Origin of the sequence: Achromobacter sp. D10 (assembly GCF_035282245.1) — a bacterium.
Taxonomy (GTDB): Bacteria; Pseudomonadota; Gammaproteobacteria; order Burkholderiales; family Burkholderiaceae_B; genus Achromobacter; species Achromobacter insolitus.
In genome coordinates this window covers 243,073-264,915 of the sequence record NZ_JAYJLE010000002.1, presented here as the reverse complement: position 1 = coordinate 264,915, position 21,843 = coordinate 243,073, and the positions used below count along the sequence as shown (strand labels likewise).

Here is a 21,843-nt window from a genome sequence, read left to right as displayed (position 1 = left end):
CTGAATCTACGACTCAGGTCAGAGATTTGACATCAGACAATCCTTAACCGGATCCGACGATCAGCGGCGCTTCGCAGCCATACTACTTCGTCTCCCCTCGGAGGTCCGAGCACTGGTTCGTCACAAGAGAAATAGGAATCGTCCTAAACGTTTCGAGCCCGGTTCCCGCTATTGTCTTGCGCTCGCGGCCAACCGTGATGCTGTCCGGATGAGCCACGCAACGGCTGGAGCAGGCCCGCATACGGAAAGCGCCCGGCACAACAGCCTATGTCATGGAGAGCGCGGACCGAGATGGAGTCGAAGGTGGCGAAAAACTATAAGAACATTGATGTCTACGATGCGGCCAAGGCACGCATCCGTCTGGCATTCCAGCACTTCGAACGTGTCTGCGTGGCATTCTCTGGAGGCAAGGACAGTTCCGTCACCCTGCACTTGGCGCTGGAAGTGGCGCATGAGCTCAACAGGTTGCCGGTGGACGTGCTGTTCATCGACCTTGAAGGGCAGTATCACGCCACCATCACGCACGTCAGGGAAATGTTCGACCGCCCGGACGTCCGTCCCTGGTGGGTGTGCTTGCCCATCAATCTGCGCAATGCCTCCAGCCTGCGCGAGCCCTACTGGTGCGCCTGGGAACCTGGCAGGGAGGCAGACTGGATCCGCCCTATGCCAGACCACCCCGCGGTCATTCGGGACTTGAAGTATTTCCCTTTCTTCCGCAGCCGGATGGAATTCGAGGACTTCGTTCCTGCGTTCAATGCCTGGCTGGCCCGGGACGTTCCCACCGCCTTCCTGGTGGGCATCCGCTCGGATGAATCGCTCAATCGTTACCTGGCGGTCAAGGCCAGGAACACGCCGAAGAAAGGCGCCTGGCGGCCTGACGCCGCCGCCGCCGCGATCCCCTGGAGCTCGGATCCGAACGGCGATGGCCGCGCAGTGTCGTTTTTTCCGATCTACGACTGGCGCTTTGAAGATCTGTGGCGCTACGTTGCCGACCGACGCTGCAGCTACAACCGGCTGTACGACCACATGTACCGTGTAGGCATACCGTTTTCCCAAATGCGCATTTGCCAACCTTTCGGAGACGACCAGCGCAAAGGACTGGACCTGTTCCACAAGATCGAACCAGAGACCTGGGAGCGCGTTGTCCAGCGGGTATCCGGAGCGAACTACGCGGCGCGATACTGCAGGCAGAGGTTTCTTGGCTACCGCGGCGGGCTGGGGCTACCGCCGACGTTCGCCTCCTGGCGCGCGTATAGCGGATTCCTGCTCAGCACCCTGCCGCCGCCCTTGAAGGCGGTGTATAGCCGGCGCATACGGAAGTTCATCGGCTGGTGGGCCAAGAATGGCTATCCCCTGCATGTCTGGCCGGACGCGGGCACACCGGCGCTGGAGAACAAGAAGAAACAGCCGTCCTGGAGGCGGGTCGCGATGGCGCTGCTGAAGCAGGACATGGCCCGCTCGCTGTCATTCAGCACATCGAAGACCGATTTGAAAACGCTGGCCCTGCCCGAAGGATAGCCATCTGATGCAAGCCATTGAACCCCAACACACCATGTTGCAGCCTCGCAAGACCGATACCTTTGCGCTGGGAGAGTTGAATGCCTGACGATATCGTCAACCAGGCAGACCTTCTGTTTCAGCGCCTGGAGAGCCTGCCGCTGCGGCAGAAGGTTGATGCGATCAACAGGATTCGACAGAAGCTGCACTCGCGCAGTCCTTTCTCCGAAGAGCCGGTCGATTGCGTGCAATGGTTGCCAGCCGAAGAAGTCGAGGGCAACGACTACAACCCGAATAGCGTCGCGCCACCCGAACTCCGGTTGCTCAAGCATTCGATCGAGATGGACGGATTCACCCAGCCCATCGTCGCCCACGCCGAGTCGACCCGGCACCTGGTCGTTGACGGGTTCCACCGCCATTACATCGGCAAGACTTCGGAGCCCATCCGCCTGCGCATTCACGGCTACCTGCCCATCGTCCATATCCGGTCTTCGCGCGGGGATCTGCCCGATCGCATCGCATCGACCATCCGGCACAATCGCGCCCGTGGCGTCCATGGGGTGCAACCGATGACAGACGTTGTCGTCGCGTTGCGTAATGCTGGCTGGAATGACGAGTGCATTGCCCGGAACCTGGGCATGGACCCGGAAGAAGTCCTGCGATTCAAGCAGGTTGCAGGGCTGCCCGAACTATTCAGCAGCCATGAATACTCCCGTTCCTGGGACTGACGGTATCGCTGCCAGCCCAGAGGGCTCCCGTAATCGCCAGGTCGCCGAACAAGCCGCGGCAGACTGCGGCTTGTTCGGCTTCCGTGGTGCCCCAGCGCCGGATCAGAAGCGCATGGCCAGCTTGAGCACACCAGACTGCTGGCGGTTGCCGCCGCCGAACTGTGCGTCGTAGGCAATGCCGGCCGTCGTGTTGCGCGTGATGGCCATTTCGGCGCCCAGCCCGAGCACTGCGGCGTTGCGCGCGATCGGCACGCCCGTCACGGAGAACGTGCTGCCGCCATCGAACGCCAATTGCTGCTTGGGCGTCACATCACCCATGGCGTGGCGCCAGCCCAGCGACGCGGTCAGGCGGCCGGGTGCATGCTCCGAACCGAACTCCCATGCGCCGCGCAGTCCCAGCGTGGTGCTGGTCACGTCATCGGAGCTGCTCGAACCACGCAGGGCCGCCGTGCCGCCAGATTCCTCGAACCCACGCGTGCGCAGCTGATTCCACGCCAAGCCTGCAAAGGGTTCGATGGTGTAGGCATCTGCCAGCGGCAGGTTGTAGCCCAGCTCGGTGAACACTTGCGTGGACGAGGCGTGATAGGAGGACTCGAGCCGCTGGTTCAGGCTGCCAGCCACGACATCGCGCTTCGCATCGATATCGTGCCAGGTATAGGCTGCGCCGGCCATAAAGCGGATATTGCCGGGGCCTGCTTGGAAGTTCCGCCCGCCGAACAGAGTTGCCGTGTAGCTGTCGACATTGGTGCGCGACGATACGTCGTCGATGGAGTTGTGGCTGCCGATGTAGCCAACCGCGCCGCCCAGGCGCCATCCGCCGCCCACCGCGCCATCGCCGCCGACGAAGAGCCCGCCGGCCGATTGGCTCAGACTCGACGCGTTGCCGTCACTGCCGAACTTGCTCCAGTTGCCGAACGCTTGCGCCCAAACCGGCGATGCGCCGCTTTGCGGCAAGGCCGCGGACGACGACGAGCCCAGCTGCGCCGTGGGACGTCCGGCGAGCGCCGGCGCGTCGAGGTTGCCGCGCAGGTGAGACAGCGGCAACGTGCGCACGGTATCTCCTTGGCTCAACAGTACGCTGGCGGTGCTTGCATATGCTTCGCCCGAAAGCATCCTCAATGCCGAGCGCGCTTCGTTCGGCGTCATTGAGAGCACAGCCGTCGCCACCTGGCTGGCGCCCGTGTCCTTGCCGGCGGCAATGCCGCTGTCGACCAGGTTAGAGCCGCTACCGGCCGAGGGAGACTCATTGCCGCCTGCAGATGCGTTGCCGGTCGAGGTCGAGCCATTGCCGGTCGAGGTCGAGCCATTGCCCGCCGAGGCCGAGCCATTGCCGGTCGAGGCCGAGCCGTTGCCCGTCGAGGTCGAGCCGTTGCCCGTCGAGGTCGAGCCATTGCCCGCCGAGGTCGAGCCGTTGCCCGTCGAGGTCGAGCCGTTGCCCGTCGAGGTCGAGCCGTTGCCAGACGCGGGCGGCTCTTCCTTGTCCAGCGCACCGCCCACGTTGCTCTCGTTGCCCGAGCCTCCAATGCTGCCGATCGGCACGTCATTGCGCGTCAGCGTCATGTACGCATTTTTCGGGTCATAGCTGAGCGTGGGTGTCAGGAAGGCATACGCGCTCGAAGCGCCGGTGAACTGGCCCTGTATGCCGCCATCCGCCGTCAAGATGTTGTAGGTCGTACGCGGCGCGTAATTGCCATCGGGGCCCACATGCGCCACGGTGCCGTCGAGGTAGGCTACGCCCGTGACGTGAATGCGATCGCTGGTGCTACTGGTGGGATCGGCATGCACGCGGTAGATGGTGTTCTGGCCGAAGGTCAGGTTGCCGTTGACGGTAAGCGTGCCCATGGGCGAGCCGTCATTGCCGGGAGAAATGACCGCGGTGGGATAGAGATTGGTGGAGCCAACCTGACCCACGCCGGCCAACACGACTTCGCGGCCGATATCCATGGGGCCGTTCAGCTTGCCGTCGATTTCCAGCGCGCCGTCGGCGATCAGGATGGGACCGGTGAGACCGCTGCTATCGGCGGTCAGGATCACCGAGCCCGGGCCGGTCTTGACGAAGCCCTGTGTGCCTTGCAGCGGGTTGTCGATGGTGTCGACGAACTGACCGGACGCATAGGTGCCGTCGCCAACCACGATCGCCGGGGGGTTGCCGCCGCTGCCGACCAAAGTGATCGGAGCGCCTTGCAGGCGATACCGATCGGTAGCGAACTGAATGCCCGACACGCGCACCGGACCGGCGCTGCCGTCCACGCTCACGGTGCCAGCGGCGCCCGTGAAAATGGCATAGCCACCGTCGGGCAGCGCTCCCGTGGCGTTGCTCGGGCTGTTCCAGTTCGCGCTGCTGGCGCTCCAGGTGCCGTTGCCGCCGCCCGATTGCGCCGCGGATGCCGCGCCATTGCCGTTCCACAGGTTGGTCGTGCTCGGGCCCAGGATCAAGTTGATCTGCTTGTCGCCCGTAAGTGTCTGGATGGTTGCGGCGGGGGCCGAGTCGCCTGAGACCGAACCCAGCGTCAGGCCGTTCCCGCTCAGGCTGCCGCCGTACGACAGGATCCGGTAGTAACCGGCATTGACGCCCAGGGTGTTGACCGACACGTTCAGCGTGGTGTTGTTGATGGCCGCGTTGCCGCGCACGGTGATGTTGTCGCCCGTGCCGGGTTGCGTGATGGGCAGCCCGGCATAGCCGGTCTCGAAATCAAACACGGCGTTGTTCATCGACAGATTGCCGTTGACGACCAGGTTGCCGTTGGAGACTCCGGTCGGCGTGCCGACTTCGTATCCGGGAGCCACGCGCGCACCCGTCACGTTGAGATCGCCATTGATCGAGCCGAAGCCCGCGATGGTGCCGTTCGAGTTTCCATTGACGTTCCCGCCCAGAGTCACCCCTGCTCCACCGCCGTTGCCGCCGATCACCAGCGTGCCGCCGCTGACATCGACCCCACCGGGGAAATTGACCGAACCGTCGAACACTTGCGTATTGCCCGCCCCAACGGTCAGGTCCGCAGCCGTGACGCCACCGCAGTAGGACGCGCTCAACGCGAGCGTCGCCGTCAGCCATTTCTTTGTGTCGTTTATCAACGTAAATCCTCCATATGTCGATTAATACCCGAGACATCCAGACATTACTGGATCGCTATAAAAGTATTATTAAGTAACCGCCCCATCCGAATGGGCGGATGAGTTTTCTCGAAAAAAGGACGCAATTTATACCCCTTTTTTTGCAATACCAATAATTAATGAATAGATACCATCTTTATTATTGAAATAACAAAGTTGGATACCATCCAAATATCTACATATTCGGTTTGGATACCATCCATATTGGTTTTATAGTGAAAACGATTACTATCTGAATACACTAGGAAGCCAATTCGGATACCATCCAAGTTGTTGAAATACATGCCTATTTCACGACAAAATGGAAACAAATAGACATAAATGCCGCCATCTTGCCGGACCTCAATGCAAGCCCGACCGGGAGTTTTTGAGGGAATGTTTATTACTGATTCGGACCTGCTCAGGATTTCCGCTTTCCCGCCGCTTTTTCCAGCCGCTGTTTCCAGCGATTAATGCCCGTTCCAACCCCGCGTGATTCTTCGAATTTTTTCCGTGTTTACCGAAGCGGGATTTACCGTTCCAGCCAATATCCAGGCGCCAGTTTGACCAGGCATACAATTCCCCGATCAACCGAAACCTTGACGCGCCGGAATTCACCCCCACTCTTACTCCCACACCGACGGTGGAAGTCCGGGCTTCGACCGTCACGGCGCCGTGGCCACGCGCGGACTCCCCCGTCCACCATGGCGCCGCTACCACACGCAAACCGCTTGGCAGTGCTGCATTCGCGCACATGGGGTAACCTTCTGCCTGAACAAATCTGAGGTGTTGGAAATAACAATGGGTTTTGAAAAACTTGCCGACCTGCGCGAGCAGCTGCGGGCACAGGCTCAAAAGGCGGTGCCGGTCCAACCGAAGGCGGCAGGCCGGACAAAAAAGCGGGAGCCTGTTCAACAGAAGGCCGCGGCCCGGCCGCAACAGAAGCGGGAGCCTGTCGACCCGGCTGTCGAAGCCATCTGGCGCCTGCAAAAGCACTTCCCGCAGGCCTTCCCCAAGAATCCGGCGCCGAAACTGCCGCTCAAACAGGGCATCCTGGCCGACGCCGCCCAGCATCTCGAAAAGCTGGGCATGACCCAGGAGCAGTTGAAGCAAGCCATCGCAACGTGGTGCAAGGGCACGCGCTACTGGAGCAGCATGGTCGCGGACGCAACACGCGTCGACCTGCAGGGCCAACCGGCGGGCACCGTGACGGCTGAACAAGCCGCCTATGCGCGACGCCAGGCTTCACGCCGGCCGGCGGGCAAAGCCCGTCCCGCGAAGAAGGCTGCCGCGCCTGAGGCTGCGTCGGCTGACGCGCCGGTTGCCGAGTCCGCTCCCGAATCCACGGCCCCCGCGCCGACGTCGAGCGATACCCCCTGAGAACGCGGTGAAGCCTGCCGTGCGGCGATTTTTTCGTCTCGCCGCGCGGCCAGGCTACACAAGCCAAAATTTCTGTGTATAATCGCTGTCTTTGGTGGACACGGCCTTCTGAAAACCAAATCAGAAATCACACCAAAAATGCAGTGCCTCCGCGGGAGTAGCTCAGTTGGTAGAGCGCAACCTTGCCAAGGTTGAGGTCGCGAGTTCGAGACTCGTCTCCCGCTCCAAATACAAAAAGGAAGCAACGGCCAACACCGCGCTTCCTTTTTTCTTGCAAGTGCTGGCGCAATGGCAGAGTGGTTATGCAGCGGATTGCAAATCCGTGTACGTCGGTTCGATTCCGGCTTGCGCCTCCAGCGATTTCTCAAAAAACCCGCAGACATGGCTCTGCGGGTTTTTTGTTTTCCGGCCCGCCAACAGTGACTGCTGAAATTCAACCGACGCGAGATGAGAGCGCGACGCCTCAAGCGAGGCGCATCTGTTCCTCAGCATCTGGTTACGCATCACTACGCGCCGGCAATCAAATGATTGCTATGGTGACGCCGTTTGCCACTCAAGACGATTCCATGCGCACTATTCCGAACTCTCGAGCCCGCTCCTCTTCCGCGCTGCTGACGCTGTCCGCGGCGGCATTGCTCACCCTGGCGCCGCTCGCGGCGCAGGCGGATTCGGACAAGCATCGCCACCGCCACGGCCGCGAGTACAAGGAGCAATATTGGGACGGCGCCTGTAAGGTCGAGCGCAAATGGAAGCGCAACGGCGACTACCAGGAAAAGCGCAAGTGCCGCGACGATTACCGCTATGGCTACGCGCCCCAGCCGGTGGTCGTGCCTGCGATGCCGGCGCCCGCCATCGTGATCAACCCGCCCCCCATCATCATCCGGCCCTGAACATGGATCAGTCGGTGAAGGACGCGCTAGCCCGCTGGCCCAACGTGCCGGCGGTGTACGGCTGGCTGTCCCTGGATGCGCGCGGCCGCTGGCGCCTGCACCCGCAAGGCCAGTCGGCTGCAGGCGGTCCGGGCGAGTCCATCACCAACGTACAGATCCTGGAATTCATCAACCGCAACTATGAACATGACGACGCGGGCCGCTGGTTTTTCCAGAACGGCCCCCAACGCGTGTTCCTGCGGCTGGACGCCGCGCCTTATGTGCTGCGCTTGAGCGACGATAGCCGCGGCCTGCTTACGCACACGAATGCGGCGGTGGATTCGGTCGACGCCTGGCGGCTGGACGACGCAGGCCAACTGTATGCCATGACACCCTTGGGCGCCGGCATCGTGCTGGATCGCGACCTGCCGCCGCTGCTGGAAAAAATGGCCACGGCTGAAGGCGCGCCACTACTGGATGCGCTGGCGGATGTCGCCCCCGGCCAAGTGATCCAGGCCACCCTGCCCGGTATCTATCCCACCGCGCCGCTGGCGCTGATCGCGCAAAAGGATGTGGCGCGGGAACTGGGCTTCGATCCAGCCCCGCACGCCTGAAGCGCGCTCAGAACATACCGTTGGGATTGGCGGACTGCTCGGGAATGGGCTGCACCGCGTCCCAGTGCTCCACGATCTTTCCCTGCTCCAGGCGGAAGATATCGATGATGGCGCTGCCGCGATCGCCAGGCTGGCGCACCGCATGCACATGCAGGATCACGTAATCGCCGTCGGTAAAGACGCGCTTGATCTCGCTGCGTGACTGCGGAAACTTCTCGCGCAGAAAGCCGATGAATTTACGGAAACCCTCGGGCCCATCCGCCGCGTTCGGATTGTGTTGCACGTAGCGGTCGCCCACGTACTTCAGGGCCGCCTCGGCGTCCTTCTGGTTCAGGCCCTGCTCGTAAAAGGCCAGCACGGCCGCTTTGTTGGCGGCCTCCTGCTCGGCGGACGCATGGGCGGCGGGGGACAAGGCCAGGGCCAGCATGGCCACGGCTGCGGCGCGCTTGAAATACGGCTTGAACATGGAAACTCCGAAAATGAAAAACGGCCGGGCCATTCTATGGTCCGGCCGTCTCATCGGCCACGTCCGTGGCGGTAGACAGTCTAGTGCGCGCAGCGATCAGCCGCGGCCGCTCTTGACCAGCGCGAACTTGCCGTCGCCCAGCAGCGCCAGCACGGCGGCCGCCACCGTCAGGAAGATCGGATATTCCCAGCCGCCGCCCGCGTTGCCGAAGCCCCAGCCATTGGGGAAATGCACCGTCGAAGCCACGAACAGCTGCACCACGGCGATGGCGGCCACCCAACGCGGCAGGACGCCCAGAATCAGCAACAAGCCGGCGCCGACCTCAAAGAAAGTCACAGGGTATGCCAGCCACCCGGCGAAGCCGATCTTGGCGAAGAACTGTGCCGTGCCGGGCAGCGTGAACACCAGCAGTTTGGTCAGGCCATGGGCCAGGAACATGATGCCGAGCGCCACACGCAGCAGCAGCGCGGCATAGGGCGCGGTACGGGTATCAACCATTGCACTCTCCTAGAGCGGTAGGGAATCGCCCAGGATGGGAAGATTCTTGATGAGCGCTATTCTTGCGATTCCAAAAACAAAGATAAACATGCAGAATTGCAAATTATTGTTCCCCGATAGGAAACAATCTTGGATACGCACACCGCCATGCAAACCTTTGCCAAGGTCGTGGAATTGGGCTCGTTCGCGGCTGCGGCCGACAAGATGGGCCAGGCGCGGTCCGTGGTCACCCGCCAGATCGCCTACCTGGAGCAAAAATACGGTGTGCGCCTGCTGAACCGCACCACGCGCAAGCTGAGCATGACCGACGCAGGGCGCGCCTTCTATGAGCGCGTGCGGCCTATCCTGGCGGAGGTGGCCGATCTGGAACTGTCGCTGCAGGCCGAAGGGCAGCGCCCCAGTGGCCGCTTGCGGGTAAGCGCGCCGGTATCGTTTGGCATCCTGCACCTGGGCCCGGCCATTGCCGAGTACCTGCAACGCTATCCCGACGTAATCATCGACCTGGACTTGAACGATCGCGTGGTGGACCTGGTGGAAGACGGCTATGACGTGGCTGTGCGTATCGGTCCGCTGCTGGATTCCTCCTTGGTCGCGCGGCCACTGGCGCCGCAGCAGCTGCTGGTCTGTGCCGCCCCCGAATACCTGCAGCGCCACGGCACGCCGCAAACGCCGGATGAGCTGAAGCAGCACCGCTGCCTGCATTACGCCTATGCGAGCACAGGCAACGAATGGCATTTCGAGAAGGATGGCGTGACCCATCTGGTGAGAGTGAATGCCGCGCTGCGCGCCAACAACGGCGACGTGCTGCGTACGGCAGCCCTGGCCGGCCACGGCATCATCCTGCAGCCCGACTTCCTGGTGGGCGACGACATCCGCGCCGGGCGCCTGGTGGCCTTGCTGACCGACTACGCCCATACCCCAATCTCCATGTACGCCGTCTATCCGCACCGGCGCTTCCTGTCGCCCAAGGTACGATCCTTCGTGGAGCATCTGGAAGGCCGCTTCGGCGCCCCCTCTCCGGTCGTCCCGGGCCGGCGCGCCAGCCCCCGCCGCAGCCGTTAGAATCGTACCCATGACCGCAAAATCGCCCCTCGAATATTTCCCCGCGCCGCGCCGTTCGCATTTCTGCAGCCAATGCGGCTCGCCCATCAGCCGCCGCGTTCCCGAAGGCGACAACCGCGAACGCGACATCTGCGATCATTGCGGTGCAATCCATTACCAAAACCCAAGGCTGGTGGTCGGCACCGTGCCGGTCTGGGAGAACCGCGTCCTGCTGTGTCGGCGCGCGATCGAACCGCGCTACAACACCTGGACACTGCCCGCCGGCTTCATGGAATTGGGCGAAAGCACCGCTCAGGGCGCCGCGCGCGAGACCCTGGAAGAATCCGGCGCCCGCATCAAGCTGGGCGAGCTCTACACCGTCATCGACCTGCCCCAGATCGACCAGGTGCACGTGTTCTACCTGGCCAACGCGCTGTCGGCCGAGCTCGACCCGGGCCCGGAAAGCCTGGAAGCCCGCTATTTCGACGAAGCGGAAATCCCCTGGGACGACCTGGCGTTCCGCACCGTGGCGACGACGCTGCGTCATTACTTTGACGATCGCAAGCAGGGCCTCTACCCTCCCCATCACTACACCCTAGAATCGCACCGTTGAAACTGCCCTGGCTCGCCGTCGACACCCCTTTTCCGCCGGCGGAATTTGCGCTTGCGGATCCCGACGGCCTGCTCGCGGCGGGCGCGGACCTGTCTACCCCCAGGCTGATCGAGGCCTACTCCAACGGCATTTTCCCGTGGTATTCCGAGGGCGAGCCCATTCTTTGGTGGAGCCCCGATCCTCGCATGGTGCTGGCCGTGAAGGATTTTGCGCCCTCGCATTCGCTGCGCAAGCTGTTGCGGCAGATCGCAGGCCAGGAACAGGCCCCGGCGCCGCGCGTGCAGGTTCGAGTGGACACCGCCTTTGCCGAGGTCATGGCGCAATGCGCCGCGCCGCGTGAGGGTCAGCCAGGCACCTGGATAACCGCGGCCATGCAGCAGGCCTATCGCGCCTGGCACGAAGCGGGTTATGTCCACAGCATCGAAACCTGGATCGACGGCGAACTCGCGGGCGGCCTCTACGGCATCAGCCTGGGTCGCATGTTCTTTGGCGAATCCATGTTCGCCCGCGCGCCCAACGCCTCGAAGATCGCACTGGCCTATCTGGTGCGCTATCTGGCCGCGCAAGGCGTGGAACGCATCGACTGCCAGCAGCAGACGCGCCATCTGGCAAGCCTGGGCGCGCTTCCCATTCCGCGCGCGTCGTTCCTGCAGCATGTGCGCGCGGCGACGGCGCTGCCGCCCATCGCGTGGGCACGCGGCACCCTGGACAGCGCCGGTCGCTTGCATCCCGACACAGTATCGGCCGCAGGGTTCGGCGTTAATATGTAGCCATCCTGCTGCGGCCCTGCCGCCATACTGCGGGACCTCCGATGAGCCAGCTCAAAGAACTTCCCTTCTCCACCCTGCAGTTCTACGCCACCGCTCCCTACCCTTGCAGTTATCTGCCGGGTCGCCAGGCACGGTCGCAGGTCGCCGCGCCTGGCCACCTGATCAACGCCGGCACGTATTCGCAACTGGTGGAGCAAGGCTTCCGCCGAAGCGGACTATTCACTTACCGTCCCCATTGCGACAACTGCCACGCCTGTATCCCGGTACGCGTGGATACGGCGGGTTTTGCGCCCAATCGCAGCCAGCGCCGCGCCTGGCGCGATCACCAAGGGCTGCAATCATTCGTGGCCGAGCTGGCCTGGTCACCCGAGCACTACCGGCTCTATACGCGCTACCAACAAGGCCGCCATCCGGGCGGAGGCATGGACGAGGACAGCCGCACTCAATATGCGCAATTCCTGCTCACCAGCCGCGTCAACACCCGGCTGGTGGAGTTCCGCAATGAGACAGGCGCGCTGGTCATGGTGTCCATCATCGACGTGCTGGACGACGGTCTGTCTTCCGTCTACACCTTCTACGATCCCGACATCGCGGGCAGCCTTGGCACCTACAGCATCCTGTGGCAAATAGAACAATGCCGCACGTTGAACCTGCCCTGGTTGTACCTGGGCTACTGGATCGCCGACAGCCGCAAGATGTCCTACAAATCCAGCTTCCACCCAGCCCAATTCCTGGTGGATGGCGTGTGGGGCGACCAGCCCGCGCCGCCACCCGGCTGATCCCCCCGTTCTTCGGGGCGCCTAGCACGGCGCAAGGCCGGCAAAATTCGCTCTACAATTCCGCCCCATGTCTATCCTCTTCCACGCCTATCCCCTGGCCCGCCCGGCGCTGTTCGCCATGGACGCGGAAACCGCCCACGAAGTCACTTTGTCGGGCCTGCAGCGCGCCTATGAATGCGGCGCCACGCGCAAGCTCATGCACGCGCAGCCGAAAGCGCCCAGCACGCTGATGGGCTTGCAACTGGCCAACCCCATCGGGTTGGCCGCGGGCCTGGACAAGAACGGCGCCTATATCGACGCCTTGGGCAACCTGGGATTCGGCTTTATCGAGGTAGGCACGGTGACCCCGCGCGCGCAACCCGGCAATCCCAAGCCGCGCATGTTCCGGCTGCCGCGCGCCAACGCGCTGATCAATCGGCTGGGCTTCAACAACCAGGGGCTGGACGCCTTTCTCGCCAACGTGCAGCGCAGCACCTGGCGCAAGCAAGGCGGAGTGCTGGGGCTGAACATCGGCAAGAACGCGGACACGCCGATCGAGCGTGCCGCGGACGACTACCTCATTGGGCTGGAAGGCGTGTATCCGCATGCCGACTACGTGACGGTGAACATTTCCTCGCCCAACACCAAGAACCTGCGCGCGCTGCAAGGCGGGGACGAATTGTCCGCGCTGCTGGCGCAACTGGCCAATAAGCGCCGCGAGCTGGAAGACAAACACCAACGTCGCGTCCCCATGGCGGTGAAGATAGCGCCCGACCTCACCCACGAGCAGATCGATTCCATCGCGGAAACACTGCCGCGCCACGGTATCGACGGCGTCATCGCCACCAACACCACGCTCTCGCGCGATGCCGTCAGCGGCCAGCCCCATGCGGAGGAAGCCGGCGGCCTGTCCGGCGCGCCAGTGCATGAACTGTCTCTGGCGGTAATTCGCCGGCTGAAGGAACGGCTGGGCGGCAGTCTGGCGATCATCGGCGTGGGCGGGGTCATGTCGGGCCGCCAGGCGCGCGAAAAAATGGACGCGGGCGCCGATGCGGTGCAGCTCTACACCGGCCTGATCTATCGCGGCCCGGCCCTGGTGGGCGAGTGCGTGCGCGCCGTGGCGCGCTGACCGGCAACCACGCCGGACTCTACGGAAAAGCAGGCAAAAAAAAGGGGCCACCCGGCGGGTGGCCCTAATTCCAGCTCTGCTCTGTCACTCAACAGTACTACATAACTGCGGTTTGCGCAGCATCGCGCGCCAAAAACTTAGGCGCTGCGACGGCTACGGCTGGCAACCTTGGTCGCGGCGTCGGCGGCATCCGAGGCAGCCTTGAAGGTCGCGTTGGCGGCGGCATTCAGGTTCGACTCAGCGACTTCAGCGGCCTGCTTGGCAGCCTTGGTCATCGAATCGTAGGCGCTGGTCGCGGTGGCCAGCGAGGACTTGATCAGGGCAACGGCGCTTTCGGAGCCGGTGGGGGCGTTCTTGGAGAACTGGTCGACGGCTTCGCTCAGTTGCTGCTGGCTTTCGGCGATCTGTTCTTCGGTCAGCTTGACCAGGCTGCTCTGCACGCCGGCGACGATGTCGTACACGTGCTTGGTGTAAGCCATGGCCTTTTCGGCGCCCGGCTGCAGCAGACCCGAGGCGAAAGCGGCGGCTTCCTGCGGATCCTTGACTTCCGTGGCTTGCTGCGACTTCTGGGCGACTTCGTCCAGGGTGGCCTTGACGACCTTCAGGTTCAGTTCGACCAGCTTTTCGAAGCCGGCGAAAACAGCCGACTGGGCGGCCACGATGGTGTTGATGCTGGCCTTTTGACGGTCCAGGACTTGTTGCGGGATAGCGCTCATAGAATGCTCCTTCAGGGTAGCCGGAGGCTGTCCGGCAAATAAGGAATGGTTGTCTGCGACGAACTAAAGAAACGTGCGCGGAAACTGGTACTACAAGCTACCGCCGGCCCGTTTGATGCACTGCACAATTGACATTCTAGACTGGGAAAAATACTTGTCAAGGAGTTTTTGTGCGACGCAACAAAGAATTGCACTTTGACGGTGCACGCCTTATCGGGATTTGATCCAGCACAAAGGTTTCCCACGATTCGGGAAATACCCGAAGTGACGTCGTATCAATTGTTTTCTAAACTGCTTTCACGCTGATGACAGACAAATAAACCCATAAATCAGCGCGCAACAACGAAATCGCAGCAAGCAAAACCCTGCAATTGGAGACTCCATGACCCTCATCCCCCGCACGCTTTCGGCCTTGCTCGCGGCCAGCGCCATGCTCGCAGCCGGCGCCGCCCAGGCGGAATATCCGGACCGCCCCATCAACATGGTGGTGCCGTTCGCCGCTGGCGGCCCGACGGACAACGTCGCGCGTTCGCTCGCGGAAGCCATGCGGCCGACTCTGGGCCAAACGGTCGTGGTCGAGAACAAAGGCGGCGCCGGCGGCACCATCGGCACCACCCAGGTGGCACGCGCCCAGCCCGACGGTTACTCCGTCCTGCTGATGCATGCCGGCTTCTCGACGGCGCCCTCGTTGTACAAGAATCCGGGGTACGACCCCCACAAGAGCTTCGAACCCATCGGCCTGGTGGTCGACGTGCCGATGACCATCATCGCGCGCTCGGACTTCCCGCCCAACAACATCAAGGAACTGGCCGAGTACGTCAAGCAGAACAAGGACAAGGTGTCCCTGGCCAATGCCGGCATCGGCGCTGCCAGCCATCTGTGCGGCACCATGCTGGTCGAAGCCCTGGGCGTGCAACTGCTGACCATTCCGTACAAGGGCACGGCGCCGGCCATGAACGACCTGCTGGGCAAGCAGGTGGACCTGCTCTGCGACCAGACCACCAACACCACCCAGCAGATCGACAGCGGCAAAGTGAAGGCGTACGCCGTCACCAGCCTGAAGCGCGTGCCCACGCTGCCCAACCTGCCGACCATGGACGAATCCGGCTACAAGGGTTTTGAAGTGGGTATCTGGCATGGCATGTGGGTGCCGAAGGGCACGCCCAAGCCCGTCGTCGACAAGCTCGTCAAGAGCCTGCAGGCTGGCCTGGCCGATCCGAAGTTCCAGGAGCGCATGAAGCAGCTGGGCGCCACGGTCCTGACCGCCGAAGCCAACCCGCAGGCCCTGGAAGCCAAGGTCAAGCAGCAAGTCCCGCAATGGGCCGAGCTCTTCAAGAAAGCTGGCGTCGAACAGCAGTAATCCACAGGCAGCGCTTTGCGCGCCGCTGATAAAAGAAAAGCCCCGTCAGGGGCTTTTCTTTTTGCTAGGGGCGCAGCGCTTCGGCGGCCATGCCCAGCCCGCTGAAACTAGTGGACACCGAGGGCTCGTAACCCAATGCTTCGGAAATGCTGGCGGCCGTGTCGACCAGGGCTTTGATCCAATCGTCCTGCAGACGCTCGGCGGGGGCCGAGATGGACAGGCCGGCGACCAGCTTGCCGGTATCGTCGAAAATACCCGCGGCGATGCAGCGCACGCCGAGTTCGAGTTCTTCGTTGTCGCGCGCATAGCCGTGGCGCCGCACCAGCGCCAGTTCGCGCTCCAGGCGGTCCAGGTCGGTCAGGCTGTTGCGCGTGTGGCCGGCCAGGCCTGTGCGCAGCGCGTATGCACGGACCTGGCGCGCATCCGCGGTCGACAGGAACAGCTTGCCGGTCGAGGTGAGGTGCAGCGGCGCGCGGCCGCCGATGGCGCGGACCACCTGCATGCCGGAGCGTTCGCTCCAGGCGCGGTCGATGTAGACGATTTCGTCGCCCTGCTGGACCGACAGGTTGATGGTCTGCCCGGTTAATTTGTGCAGCGAGCGCATGGCGGAGATGGCCGCTTCGCGCACGTTCAGCCGCCCCTTGACCAAGGACCCCAGCTCCAGCAGGCGCATGCCCAACTGATACAGGCCATTGTCGACGCGTTCTACGTAGCGCCCCACCACCAGGTCGTTCAGGATGCGATGCGCCGTGGACGCGTGCAGCCCGGTGGTCGCGGACAGCTCTTTCAGCGTTACCGGGTCGGGTTGCGCGGCCAGGGCATCGAGCAGGCGCATGGCACGCTCGATCACCTGAATGGCGATGGGATGGGCGGACGCGCCTTCGGTCTCGGCGTCCAGGGCATTGCGGGTAGTGGGGAGACGGGACATGGAAAGAGGGCTAGGACAGCCGCGCCGCCTGTAGGACCCCGCCTTCGGGAACCGGACTTGCGGCATCGCAGCAAACAGTTCTTTCCCGTATTGTGAAATTTACTGGCGCGTTTGGCAACCGGTTTTTGTATCAAAAAAAAGGGCCGCACATGAAGGGCGGCCCTGTCGTCATGCTGCCGGCGGCGGCGCAAGCTTGCCGCCCAGGCGCAGCACTTCAGCCCTTAAAAACTCCAGCGCCTCGGCTGCGGCGGCCGGTTCGCCCTTCACGCCCAGGTCGATATGGGGCGTGCCGCCCGCCTCGCCCACGCTGGGCAGGCTGAATGCCCGGACGCCCGGCCAACGGGTTTCCACGGTTTGCATGGCGGGCGTAATGCGCGATTCGGGCATGCTGAACACCAGAAAGGAATGTTCCGCATGCGCCCGCACATGCTGCAGCGCACGATAACGTGTGTCCAGCGTCCATTCCAGCATGGGCCACGCCATGACGGGAAAGCCCGGCACGAAGGTGTGGTCCTTGATGAAGAAGCCGGGAATTCGGTTGTAGGGGTTCGGCACGATCTCGCAGCCTTCCGGAAACACGCCCATCTGCAGGCGTTGCTGGTTTTCCGGTGCGCTCATGTCGGCCGTGCCCTGCCCCTTGGCGGCCATCTCGGCCGTCCGCAGGGCGATGGCCTGCTCGGCCTCGGGATGCAGCGCCAGCGGCAGGCCCAGCGCGGCCGCGGCGGCCTGGCGTGTATGGTCGTCGGGCGTGCCGCCAATGCCGCCACAGGAAAACACCACGTCGCCGGTGGCAAAGCTGCGCTTATAGGTGGCAATGAGCGTGTCGCGGTCGTCGGGCACGATCTCGGCCCAGCCCAGCTGCATGCCGCGCGCGGCCAGCAGTTCGACGACCTTGGAAAAATGCTTGTCCTGACGGCGGCCCGAGAGGATTTCGTCCCCCACGATGATGAGGCCGATACGGCGGGCGGCGGGTTCTGCGGCCATGTCCGATTCCAGTAGTTGAGAGGGATGACGCCGGTCAGACGTCGATGACGCGGTCCTCGCGCAAACGCTTGAGCGCTTCCAGACCATAGTGGGCATAGACCAGGGCGGAGAATACCGGCAGGATGACCCACGCCGGCGGCAACAGGTTCAACAGCGAACAGATCAGGCCTATGGTCCAGAAGCCGCCGTTGTTGCGTTCCAGGATCAGCTTGCGCTCGGCGGGGCTGGCATGTTCAACGATGGCGTCCACCCGCATCATGCGCGAGAACGCGAAGGCCCACCAGAAAATGGACAGCGCAATGGCCATCGGCGGCACCAGCCAGAGCGGCAGCGTCAGCAGCCAACCCGCGGCAAAGGCCAGGGATACCCAGATCGCGTTCCACACGCTGACCGCGGTCGCATGCCTGCCTTGGCGCGCGACGCTCACGTATTCACGCTTGCTGACGTGGCGCAGCACAAGCGGCATTACGAAGACGGCCGCAATCGCCAGGCCCAGGATGCCCGAGACTGGCAACAGAATGGCCACCGCGATCACGGGGATCATGTAGACCTTGAGCGAGAACAGCCCCATCGCCAACATCCAGTCCTCTGCCCGGTTGACGAAGTCCCAGCGCGCCGCCTCCGCCGCCAGCCATTCGTTAAGCGGTGTCCAGAACAGGTACAGCAACAACAGCGCCCCCACCAGCGCGATCAGGAACGGCAGCAATACCGCGAACAGCATGGAGGGGTGGCACTGGGACACCAGCGCGCGCTTGAACGCCTGGCCCACGCTGACGGCGCCGGCGCCGGCTGCGGAAAATCGGCCGTTGTCAGGCGTGGCGGAATCAGTGCGCAAAGCAGTCATGGACGAAGAATAAGGGGATAGACATCCCGGGTATGATAGTCAAACACGCCTTGATCTGCCCACATGTCTCTACTTGTACCCGATACCGACCTGGCTGCTCTGCGCGCGCGGCTCGGCACATCGCCCGACACCTGGCTGGTCGCCTGCTTCTGCGCGGCCTGGTGCGATACCTGCGAGCAATACAAGCCCAAACTGCAAGCGCTGGCCGACGCCATGCCGCGGCACGTCTTCGCCTGGATAGACATCGAGGACCACGCCGAACTGCTGGGCGACGAAGATGTGGAAAACTTCCCTACCCTGCTGGTGCAGATCGGCTCGCGAGTGGTGTTCTACGGACCGATGCTGCCGCATATCGGCCACCTGGAACGACTGCTTGAGAGCCTGAATGAAAACAGCCCCGCGATCGCCACGGCGTTGCCGGACCTGCCGCGCATGCTGGCTGCCTGAAAGCCCCCCAACCAAAAAAAAACCCGCAACGCCCCTAGGGCTTGCGGGTTTTTTCAAGCAAAAGCTTCTCAGGGCTTGCGGCTGCCGCCCAGCAGGACGGCAATCTGGCGCTTCGGCCCGGTGGAGCCGCCATTGTTCCTGGGCGCGGGCTCTTCGGCGGGAGCCGACGAGACCGAGGGCTCATAGGGCTTGAGGAAGAAATCGTCCACGGGCTGGCGCGGCGCGCCAGACGAGTAGCCAGAGCGGCGCTCGGACGTACGGCCACGGTCGCTGCCGCGGCTGTCACGGCCTTCGCGCGAGGACGAACCTCGGCGCTCATCGCTGCGGCGGTGGCTGCGCGCGACCAGGTCGGCCGGCACGTCGAGGGTACCGCGCGGCACTTCGCGCTTGATGAGCTTTTCGATATCGAGCAGAAAGCGTTCTTCATCGGGCGTGAACAAGGCAATGGCCTCGCCCGAGGCGCCCGCGCGGCCCGTGCGCCCAATGCGGTGCACGTAGTCTTCGGCGTTGTACGGCAGATCGTAGTTGATGACGCAAGGCACGCCGGCCACGTCCAGGCCGCGCGCGGCCACGTCGGTCGCCACCAGCACTTCCAGTTCACCAGCCTTGAAGGCTTCCAGCGCCTTCATGCGGTCGGCCTGCGTTTTGTCGCCATGGATCGATTCGGCGCGCACGCCGTCGCGCTCCAGGTCGCGGGCGAGCCGCGCTGTGCCGATCTTGGTGTTGGAAAACACGATGACCTGGTTCAGGCCACGCGACTTCACCAGATGCACGACCGCCGCGCGCTTGGCGTCGCTGGGCATCTTGTAGGCGATCTGGGTAATCGTGTTGGCGGTGGCGTTGCGCGCCGCGACTTCGATCTCGACAGGGTGGTTCAGGTACGAACGCCCGAGCTTGCGGATTTCGTTGCTGAAGGTGGCGGAGAACAACAGCCCCTGGCGCTGCGCTGGCAGCAGACGGATGATGCGTTCCAGGTCGGGCAGGAAGCCCATGTCCAGCATGCGGTCGGCTTCGTCCAGCACCAGAATGCCGACCTGGCTCAGGTTCACGTTCTTTTGCTCGACGTGATCGAGCAGGCGGCCAGGCGTGGCCACCAGCACTTCACAACCGCGGCGCAGGGCTTCCTTCTGCGGACCGATATCCACACCGCCGAAAACCACCGCGGAACGCAGCGGCGTCTGCTTGCTGTAGCGCTTGACGCTTTCGTAGACCTGGTCAGCCAGTTCGCGCGTGGGCGTGAGGATCAGCGCGCGCACCGGATGGCGCGCGGGCGATGCGCTGGTATTGGCCAGCGGCATGAGGCGGTGCAGGATCGGCAGCGTGAAGGCAGCCGTCTTGCCGGTGCCCGTCTGGGCCGCGCCCATGACATCGCGCCCTTCCACCACGACAGGGATGGCCTGGGCCTGGATGGGCGTGGGCGTGGTGTAGCCGGTTTCGGCGATGGACTGCAGAAGCAGGGGGTGCAGCCCGAAGTCGGCGAACGTCGGCGCGGGTGCGGCAGCGGCGGGTGCTACGGATTGAGTGGATTCAGTCATCAGGGTTAGGCAGATACCGGGACCAGTGAAAAAGAACAAAACGAGAGTGCTACGCGCACTGCACTACATATGCATCGGGACAGCCTGAACACGCGCAATCTTCCTCCTGCCTTGCAGGCCAGGCGGCGCATTCTGGATTCGATACTCATGAGGGCAGTACCAGGCCCGGATTGCTGTGGATAACATGATTTTAGCGCAGCCGCATTACCACACGGTCAAGACGCCGTTCGAAAGGCATTGCAAACGCCTGCAGACGCCCCCCAAAGAGCGCCCGCCGGGCATACCCAGCACGTCCACCAGATGGACGCTTTATGGCAATACCCTCAGCCGGCCAGCCAGCGCAGGCCCCAGAGCGCCAACATGCCGACAATGATGACCAGGACCGCGCTGCGGGTGCGCAGGAATACCAGGATGGCGACCACGCCGGCGACCAGCTTGTAGTCGAACACGGGCCCCAAGCCGGCCTTCCAGGGCAGCAGGTCCGGCACGATGATGGCGGTCAGCGCTGCCGCGGGCGCGTAGCGCAATGCGCGTCGCACCCCCTCCGGCAGGGGAATGTAGTCGCCGAACAGCATAAAGCCGGCGCGGGTCAGCACACTGCACAGGGCCAGCAGCAGGATGGCGGAATAGACGTAGATTTCGGAAGGCCAGAAAGTCATGCGCGGGCCTTGAAATAGCGTTCGGCCCAGATGCCGGCGACCACGCCTGCCACCACGGCGGCCGCCAGGCCCAGGCGTAGCGGCAGGACCTGCCCGGTCCAGGCGACCACGCCTGCGGCCAGCATCGAAATCAGCATGGGCTTGGAATTGGCCAGCGGCACCGTGATGGCCAGCAGCGCCAGCACCGCGGCAAAGTCCAGCGACCAGCCCGTGGGCACCATGGTGCCCAGGTAAATACCCACGATGGAGGACGTCTGCCAGACGAACCAGCCCGGCGCGATGGCGCCCAGGAAGAACCAGAGCTGCTCGCGCGTGCCCCGCACCGCCGCATCCCCATAGCGCGGCATGAACAGCACGAAGCCCATGTCGGTCGTGAAATAGCCCAGCCCCAGCCGCTTGGGCCAGGACAAATGGCGGAAATAGGGTTGCAGGGCCGCGCCGAAAATCAGGAAACGCAGGTTCACCACGCAGCCGGCGGCGAAAATCAGCCAGAGCGGCGCGCCGGTGGCGATGAGCGGCAGGGATGTCAGTTGCGCGGAACCGGCGTACAGCAGCAGGGTCATGGCCAGCGCCATCGACTCCGTCAGCCCCGATTTGACCATCGCCACCCCGGTGACCAGCCCCCACGTGGCCGTGGCGATCAGGGCGGGCACGATGGCGTGGACACCAGCGCGAAACGCAGTGAGGCGTTCCTGGCGGACCACGGCGGGGTCTTCGGTTTCAGGAAGCGCGGATTCAGAGGACAACGGCTGGCCCCTGGCGATTCGGACAGGACGACATGGAAACTCTAAGGAAAAGGAACGCACGACAATCCGTTCGCCCGCCGGGATCACTGTGCGCGGGTCCGGGGACGCCGCGCCGGGGCGCGAATAGGCGCGTATTGTAACCTCGCCGCTTGATACAATACGGGCCTC

Annotated in this window: 22 protein-coding genes and 2 tRNA genes; 14 read left to right on the top strand and 10 right to left on the bottom strand. The window is 63.4% G+C overall.

The features are described from left to right. The first annotated feature begins 303 nt into the window (after positions 1-303). Positions 304-1,518, top strand: coding sequence for a DUF3440 domain-containing protein (locus VCS63_RS08045; RefSeq protein ID WP_063642347.1), 1,215 nt, complete (start codon positions 304-306; stop codon positions 1,516-1,518). A gap of 80 nt (positions 1,519-1,598) precedes the next feature. Then, complete coding sequence (locus tag VCS63_RS08040; RefSeq protein ID WP_042796570.1) at positions 1,599-2,225, top strand: IbrB-like domain-containing protein; 627 nt, start codon at positions 1,599-1,601, stop codon at positions 2,223-2,225. Between the two features lie 102 nt (positions 2,226-2,327). Here VCS63_RS08040 and VCS63_RS08035 read toward each other — a convergent pair whose 3' ends face one another. Continuing rightward, positions 2,328-5,300: an autotransporter outer membrane beta-barrel domain-containing protein gene (locus tag VCS63_RS08035; RefSeq protein WP_175200205.1), complete on the bottom strand. Its 2,973-nt coding sequence runs from the start codon at positions 5,298-5,300 to the stop codon at positions 2,328-2,330. Between the two features lie 819 nt (positions 5,301-6,119). Between VCS63_RS08035 and VCS63_RS08030 the strand changes: the two genes are divergently transcribed. The 5 genes from VCS63_RS08030 (at position 6,120) to VCS63_RS08010 (ending at position 8,181) form a co-directional block, all read left to right on the top strand. Beyond that, entirely contained in the window at positions 6,120-6,698 is a 579-nt protein-coding gene (locus VCS63_RS08030; protein WP_042796568.1) for a ProQ/FinO family protein, read from the top strand. A gap of 151 nt (positions 6,699-6,849) precedes the next feature. Further along, positions 6,850-6,925, top strand: a tRNA-Gly gene (locus VCS63_RS08025). Between the two features lie 55 nt (positions 6,926-6,980). Then, positions 6,981-7,054: transfer RNA gene (locus VCS63_RS08020), tRNA-Cys, on the top strand. Positions 7,055-7,264: 210 nt separating this feature from the next. Further along, positions 7,265-7,588, top strand: coding sequence for a hypothetical protein (locus VCS63_RS08015; protein WP_232033762.1), 324 nt, complete (start codon positions 7,265-7,267; stop codon positions 7,586-7,588). 2 nt (positions 7,589-7,590) lie between these two features. Continuing rightward, positions 7,591-8,181: a DUF2946 family protein gene (locus VCS63_RS08010; RefSeq protein ID WP_175200206.1), complete on the top strand. Its 591-nt coding sequence runs from the start codon at positions 7,591-7,593 to the stop codon at positions 8,179-8,181. Positions 8,182-8,188: 7 nt separating this feature from the next. On the opposite strand, the gene VCS63_RS08005 is transcribed toward VCS63_RS08010, so the two are convergent. Together VCS63_RS08005 and VCS63_RS08000 are read right to left on the bottom strand one after the other, a co-directional pair. After that, positions 8,189-8,608: a nuclear transport factor 2 family protein gene (locus VCS63_RS08005; RefSeq protein WP_063642349.1), complete on the bottom strand. Its 420-nt coding sequence runs from the start codon at positions 8,606-8,608 to the stop codon at positions 8,189-8,191. 135 nt (positions 8,609-8,743) lie between these two features. Beyond that, positions 8,744-9,145, bottom strand: a complete 402-nt coding sequence (locus tag VCS63_RS08000) for a DoxX family protein (RefSeq protein ID WP_042796566.1) — start codon at positions 9,143-9,145, stop codon at positions 8,744-8,746. 129 nt (positions 9,146-9,274) lie between these two features. Between VCS63_RS08000 and VCS63_RS07995 the strand changes: the two genes are divergently transcribed. The 5 genes from VCS63_RS07995 (at position 9,275) to VCS63_RS07975 (ending at position 13,456) form a co-directional block, all read left to right on the top strand. After that, on the top strand, positions 9,275-10,207 hold the full coding sequence (locus VCS63_RS07995; protein ID WP_042796565.1) for a LysR family transcriptional regulator: 933 nt from the start codon (positions 9,275-9,277) through the stop codon (positions 10,205-10,207). 10 nt (positions 10,208-10,217) lie between these two features. Next, complete coding sequence (locus tag VCS63_RS07990; RefSeq protein ID WP_175202132.1) at positions 10,218-10,799, top strand: NUDIX hydrolase; 582 nt, start codon at positions 10,218-10,220, stop codon at positions 10,797-10,799. Further along, a complete protein-coding gene (aat, locus tag VCS63_RS07985) occupies positions 10,796-11,569 on the top strand; it encodes a leucyl/phenylalanyl-tRNA--protein transferase (protein ID WP_323879241.1) in 774 nt (257 codons plus the stop codon). The genes VCS63_RS07990 and aat overlap by 4 nt, the downstream gene beginning before the upstream one ends. A gap of 41 nt (positions 11,570-11,610) precedes the next feature. Then, a complete protein-coding gene (locus VCS63_RS07980; RefSeq protein WP_323879240.1) occupies positions 11,611-12,348 on the top strand; it encodes an arginyltransferase in 738 nt (245 codons plus the stop codon). Positions 12,349-12,415: 67 nt separating this feature from the next. Then, complete coding sequence (locus VCS63_RS07975) at positions 12,416-13,456, top strand: quinone-dependent dihydroorotate dehydrogenase (RefSeq protein ID WP_175200208.1); 1,041 nt, start codon at positions 12,416-12,418, stop codon at positions 13,454-13,456. Between the two features lie 137 nt (positions 13,457-13,593). Here VCS63_RS07975 and phaP read toward each other — a convergent pair whose 3' ends face one another. After that, positions 13,594-14,172, bottom strand: a complete 579-nt coding sequence (gene phaP, locus VCS63_RS07970; protein WP_042796560.1) for a TIGR01841 family phasin — start codon at positions 14,170-14,172, stop codon at positions 13,594-13,596. A 382-nt stretch (positions 14,173-14,554) separates the two neighbouring features. On the opposite strand from phaP, the gene VCS63_RS07965 reads away from it, so the two are divergent. Further along, complete coding sequence (locus VCS63_RS07965; RefSeq protein WP_323879237.1) at positions 14,555-15,532, top strand: tripartite tricarboxylate transporter substrate binding protein BugD; 978 nt, start codon at positions 14,555-14,557, stop codon at positions 15,530-15,532. 64 nt (positions 15,533-15,596) lie between these two features. Here the strand turns inward: VCS63_RS07965 and VCS63_RS07960 are convergent, their stop codons facing one another. From VCS63_RS07960 to VCS63_RS07950, 3 genes are all read right to left on the bottom strand, one after another. After that, positions 15,597-16,460, bottom strand: coding sequence for an IclR family transcriptional regulator (locus VCS63_RS07960; RefSeq protein WP_042796558.1), 864 nt, complete (start codon positions 16,458-16,460; stop codon positions 15,597-15,599). Positions 16,461-16,628: 168 nt separating this feature from the next. Then, the gene (locus VCS63_RS07955) at positions 16,629-17,444 is read right to left on the bottom strand and encodes a competence/damage-inducible protein A (protein WP_042796557.1); all 816 of its coding nucleotides are present in this window, start codon (positions 17,442-17,444) and stop codon (positions 16,629-16,631) included. A 34-nt stretch (positions 17,445-17,478) separates the two neighbouring features. Continuing rightward, the gene (locus VCS63_RS07950) at positions 17,479-18,288 is read right to left on the bottom strand and encodes an EI24 domain-containing protein (RefSeq protein WP_042796556.1); all 810 of its coding nucleotides are present in this window, start codon (positions 18,286-18,288) and stop codon (positions 17,479-17,481) included. A 63-nt stretch (positions 18,289-18,351) separates the two neighbouring features. On the opposite strand from VCS63_RS07950, the gene VCS63_RS07945 reads away from it, so the two are divergent. Then, the gene (locus tag VCS63_RS07945; RefSeq protein WP_323879230.1) at positions 18,352-18,735 is read left to right on the top strand and encodes a thioredoxin family protein; all 384 of its coding nucleotides are present in this window, start codon (positions 18,352-18,354) and stop codon (positions 18,733-18,735) included. 68 nt (positions 18,736-18,803) lie between these two features. On the opposite strand, the gene VCS63_RS07940 is transcribed toward VCS63_RS07945, so the two are convergent. The 3 genes from VCS63_RS07940 to VCS63_RS07930 all read right to left on the bottom strand — a co-directional run bounded on the left by VCS63_RS07940 (position 18,804) and on the right by VCS63_RS07930 (position 21,675). Then, on the bottom strand, positions 18,804-20,270 hold the full coding sequence (locus VCS63_RS07940) for a DEAD/DEAH box helicase (protein ID WP_088607589.1): 1,467 nt from the start codon (positions 20,268-20,270) through the stop codon (positions 18,804-18,806). Positions 20,271-20,593: 323 nt separating this feature from the next. Continuing rightward, positions 20,594-20,929 carry an AzlD domain-containing protein gene (locus tag VCS63_RS07935; RefSeq protein ID WP_042796553.1) on the bottom strand — a complete coding sequence of 112 codons (336 nt, stop codon included), beginning with the start codon at positions 20,927-20,929 and terminating at the stop codon, positions 20,594-20,596. Next, entirely contained in the window at positions 20,926-21,675 is a 750-nt protein-coding gene (locus VCS63_RS07930; protein ID WP_063642194.1) for an AzlC family ABC transporter permease, read from the bottom strand. Before VCS63_RS07930 ends, VCS63_RS07935 begins: the two co-directional genes overlap by 4 nt. Between the last annotated feature and the right edge of the window lie 168 nt (positions 21,676-21,843).

What these genes read in the sequence shown, in the direction of transcription:
- VCS63_RS08040 (WP_042796570.1), top strand. Translation starts at nt 1,599, where the DNA reads ATGCCTGACGATATCGTCAACCAGGCAGACCTTCTGTTTCAGCGCCTG.
- VCS63_RS08030 (WP_042796568.1), top strand. Translation starts at nt 6,120, where the DNA reads ATGGGTTTTGAAAAACTTGCCGACCTGCGCGAGCAGCTGCGGGCACAG.
- VCS63_RS08015 (WP_232033762.1), top strand. Translation starts at nt 7,265, where the DNA reads ATGCGCACTATTCCGAACTCTCGAGCCCGCTCCTCTTCCGCGCTGCTG.
- VCS63_RS08010 (WP_175200206.1), top strand. Translation starts at nt 7,591, where the DNA reads ATGGATCAGTCGGTGAAGGACGCGCTAGCCCGCTGGCCCAACGTGCCG.
- VCS63_RS08005 (WP_063642349.1), bottom strand. Translation starts at nt 8,608, where the DNA reads ATGCTGGCCCTGGCCTTGTCCCCCGCCGCCCATGCGTCCGCCGAGCAG.
- VCS63_RS08000 (WP_042796566.1), bottom strand. Translation starts at nt 9,145, where the DNA reads ATGGTTGATACCCGTACCGCGCCCTATGCCGCGCTGCTGCTGCGTGTG.
- VCS63_RS07990 (WP_175202132.1), top strand. Translation starts at nt 10,218, where the DNA reads ATGACCGCAAAATCGCCCCTCGAATATTTCCCCGCGCCGCGCCGTTCG.
- VCS63_RS07980 (WP_323879240.1), top strand. Translation starts at nt 11,611, where the DNA reads ATGAGCCAGCTCAAAGAACTTCCCTTCTCCACCCTGCAGTTCTACGCC.
- VCS63_RS07975 (WP_175200208.1), top strand. Translation starts at nt 12,416, where the DNA reads ATGTCTATCCTCTTCCACGCCTATCCCCTGGCCCGCCCGGCGCTGTTC.
- phaP (WP_042796560.1), bottom strand. Translation starts at nt 14,172, where the DNA reads ATGAGCGCTATCCCGCAACAAGTCCTGGACCGTCAAAAGGCCAGCATC.
- VCS63_RS07965 (WP_323879237.1), top strand. Translation starts at nt 14,555, where the DNA reads ATGACCCTCATCCCCCGCACGCTTTCGGCCTTGCTCGCGGCCAGCGCC.
- VCS63_RS07960 (WP_042796558.1), bottom strand. Translation starts at nt 16,460, where the DNA reads ATGTCCCGTCTCCCCACTACCCGCAATGCCCTGGACGCCGAGACCGAA.
- VCS63_RS07955 (WP_042796557.1), bottom strand. Translation starts at nt 17,444, where the DNA reads ATGGCCGCAGAACCCGCCGCCCGCCGTATCGGCCTCATCATCGTGGGG.
- VCS63_RS07950 (WP_042796556.1), bottom strand. Translation starts at nt 18,288, where the DNA reads ATGACTGCTTTGCGCACTGATTCCGCCACGCCTGACAACGGCCGATTT.
- VCS63_RS07945 (WP_323879230.1), top strand. Translation starts at nt 18,352, where the DNA reads ATGTCTCTACTTGTACCCGATACCGACCTGGCTGCTCTGCGCGCGCGG.
- VCS63_RS07940 (WP_088607589.1), bottom strand. Translation starts at nt 20,270, where the DNA reads ATGACTGAATCCACTCAATCCGTAGCACCCGCCGCTGCCGCACCCGCG.
- VCS63_RS07935 (WP_042796553.1), bottom strand. Translation starts at nt 20,929, where the DNA reads ATGACTTTCTGGCCTTCCGAAATCTACGTCTATTCCGCCATCCTGCTG.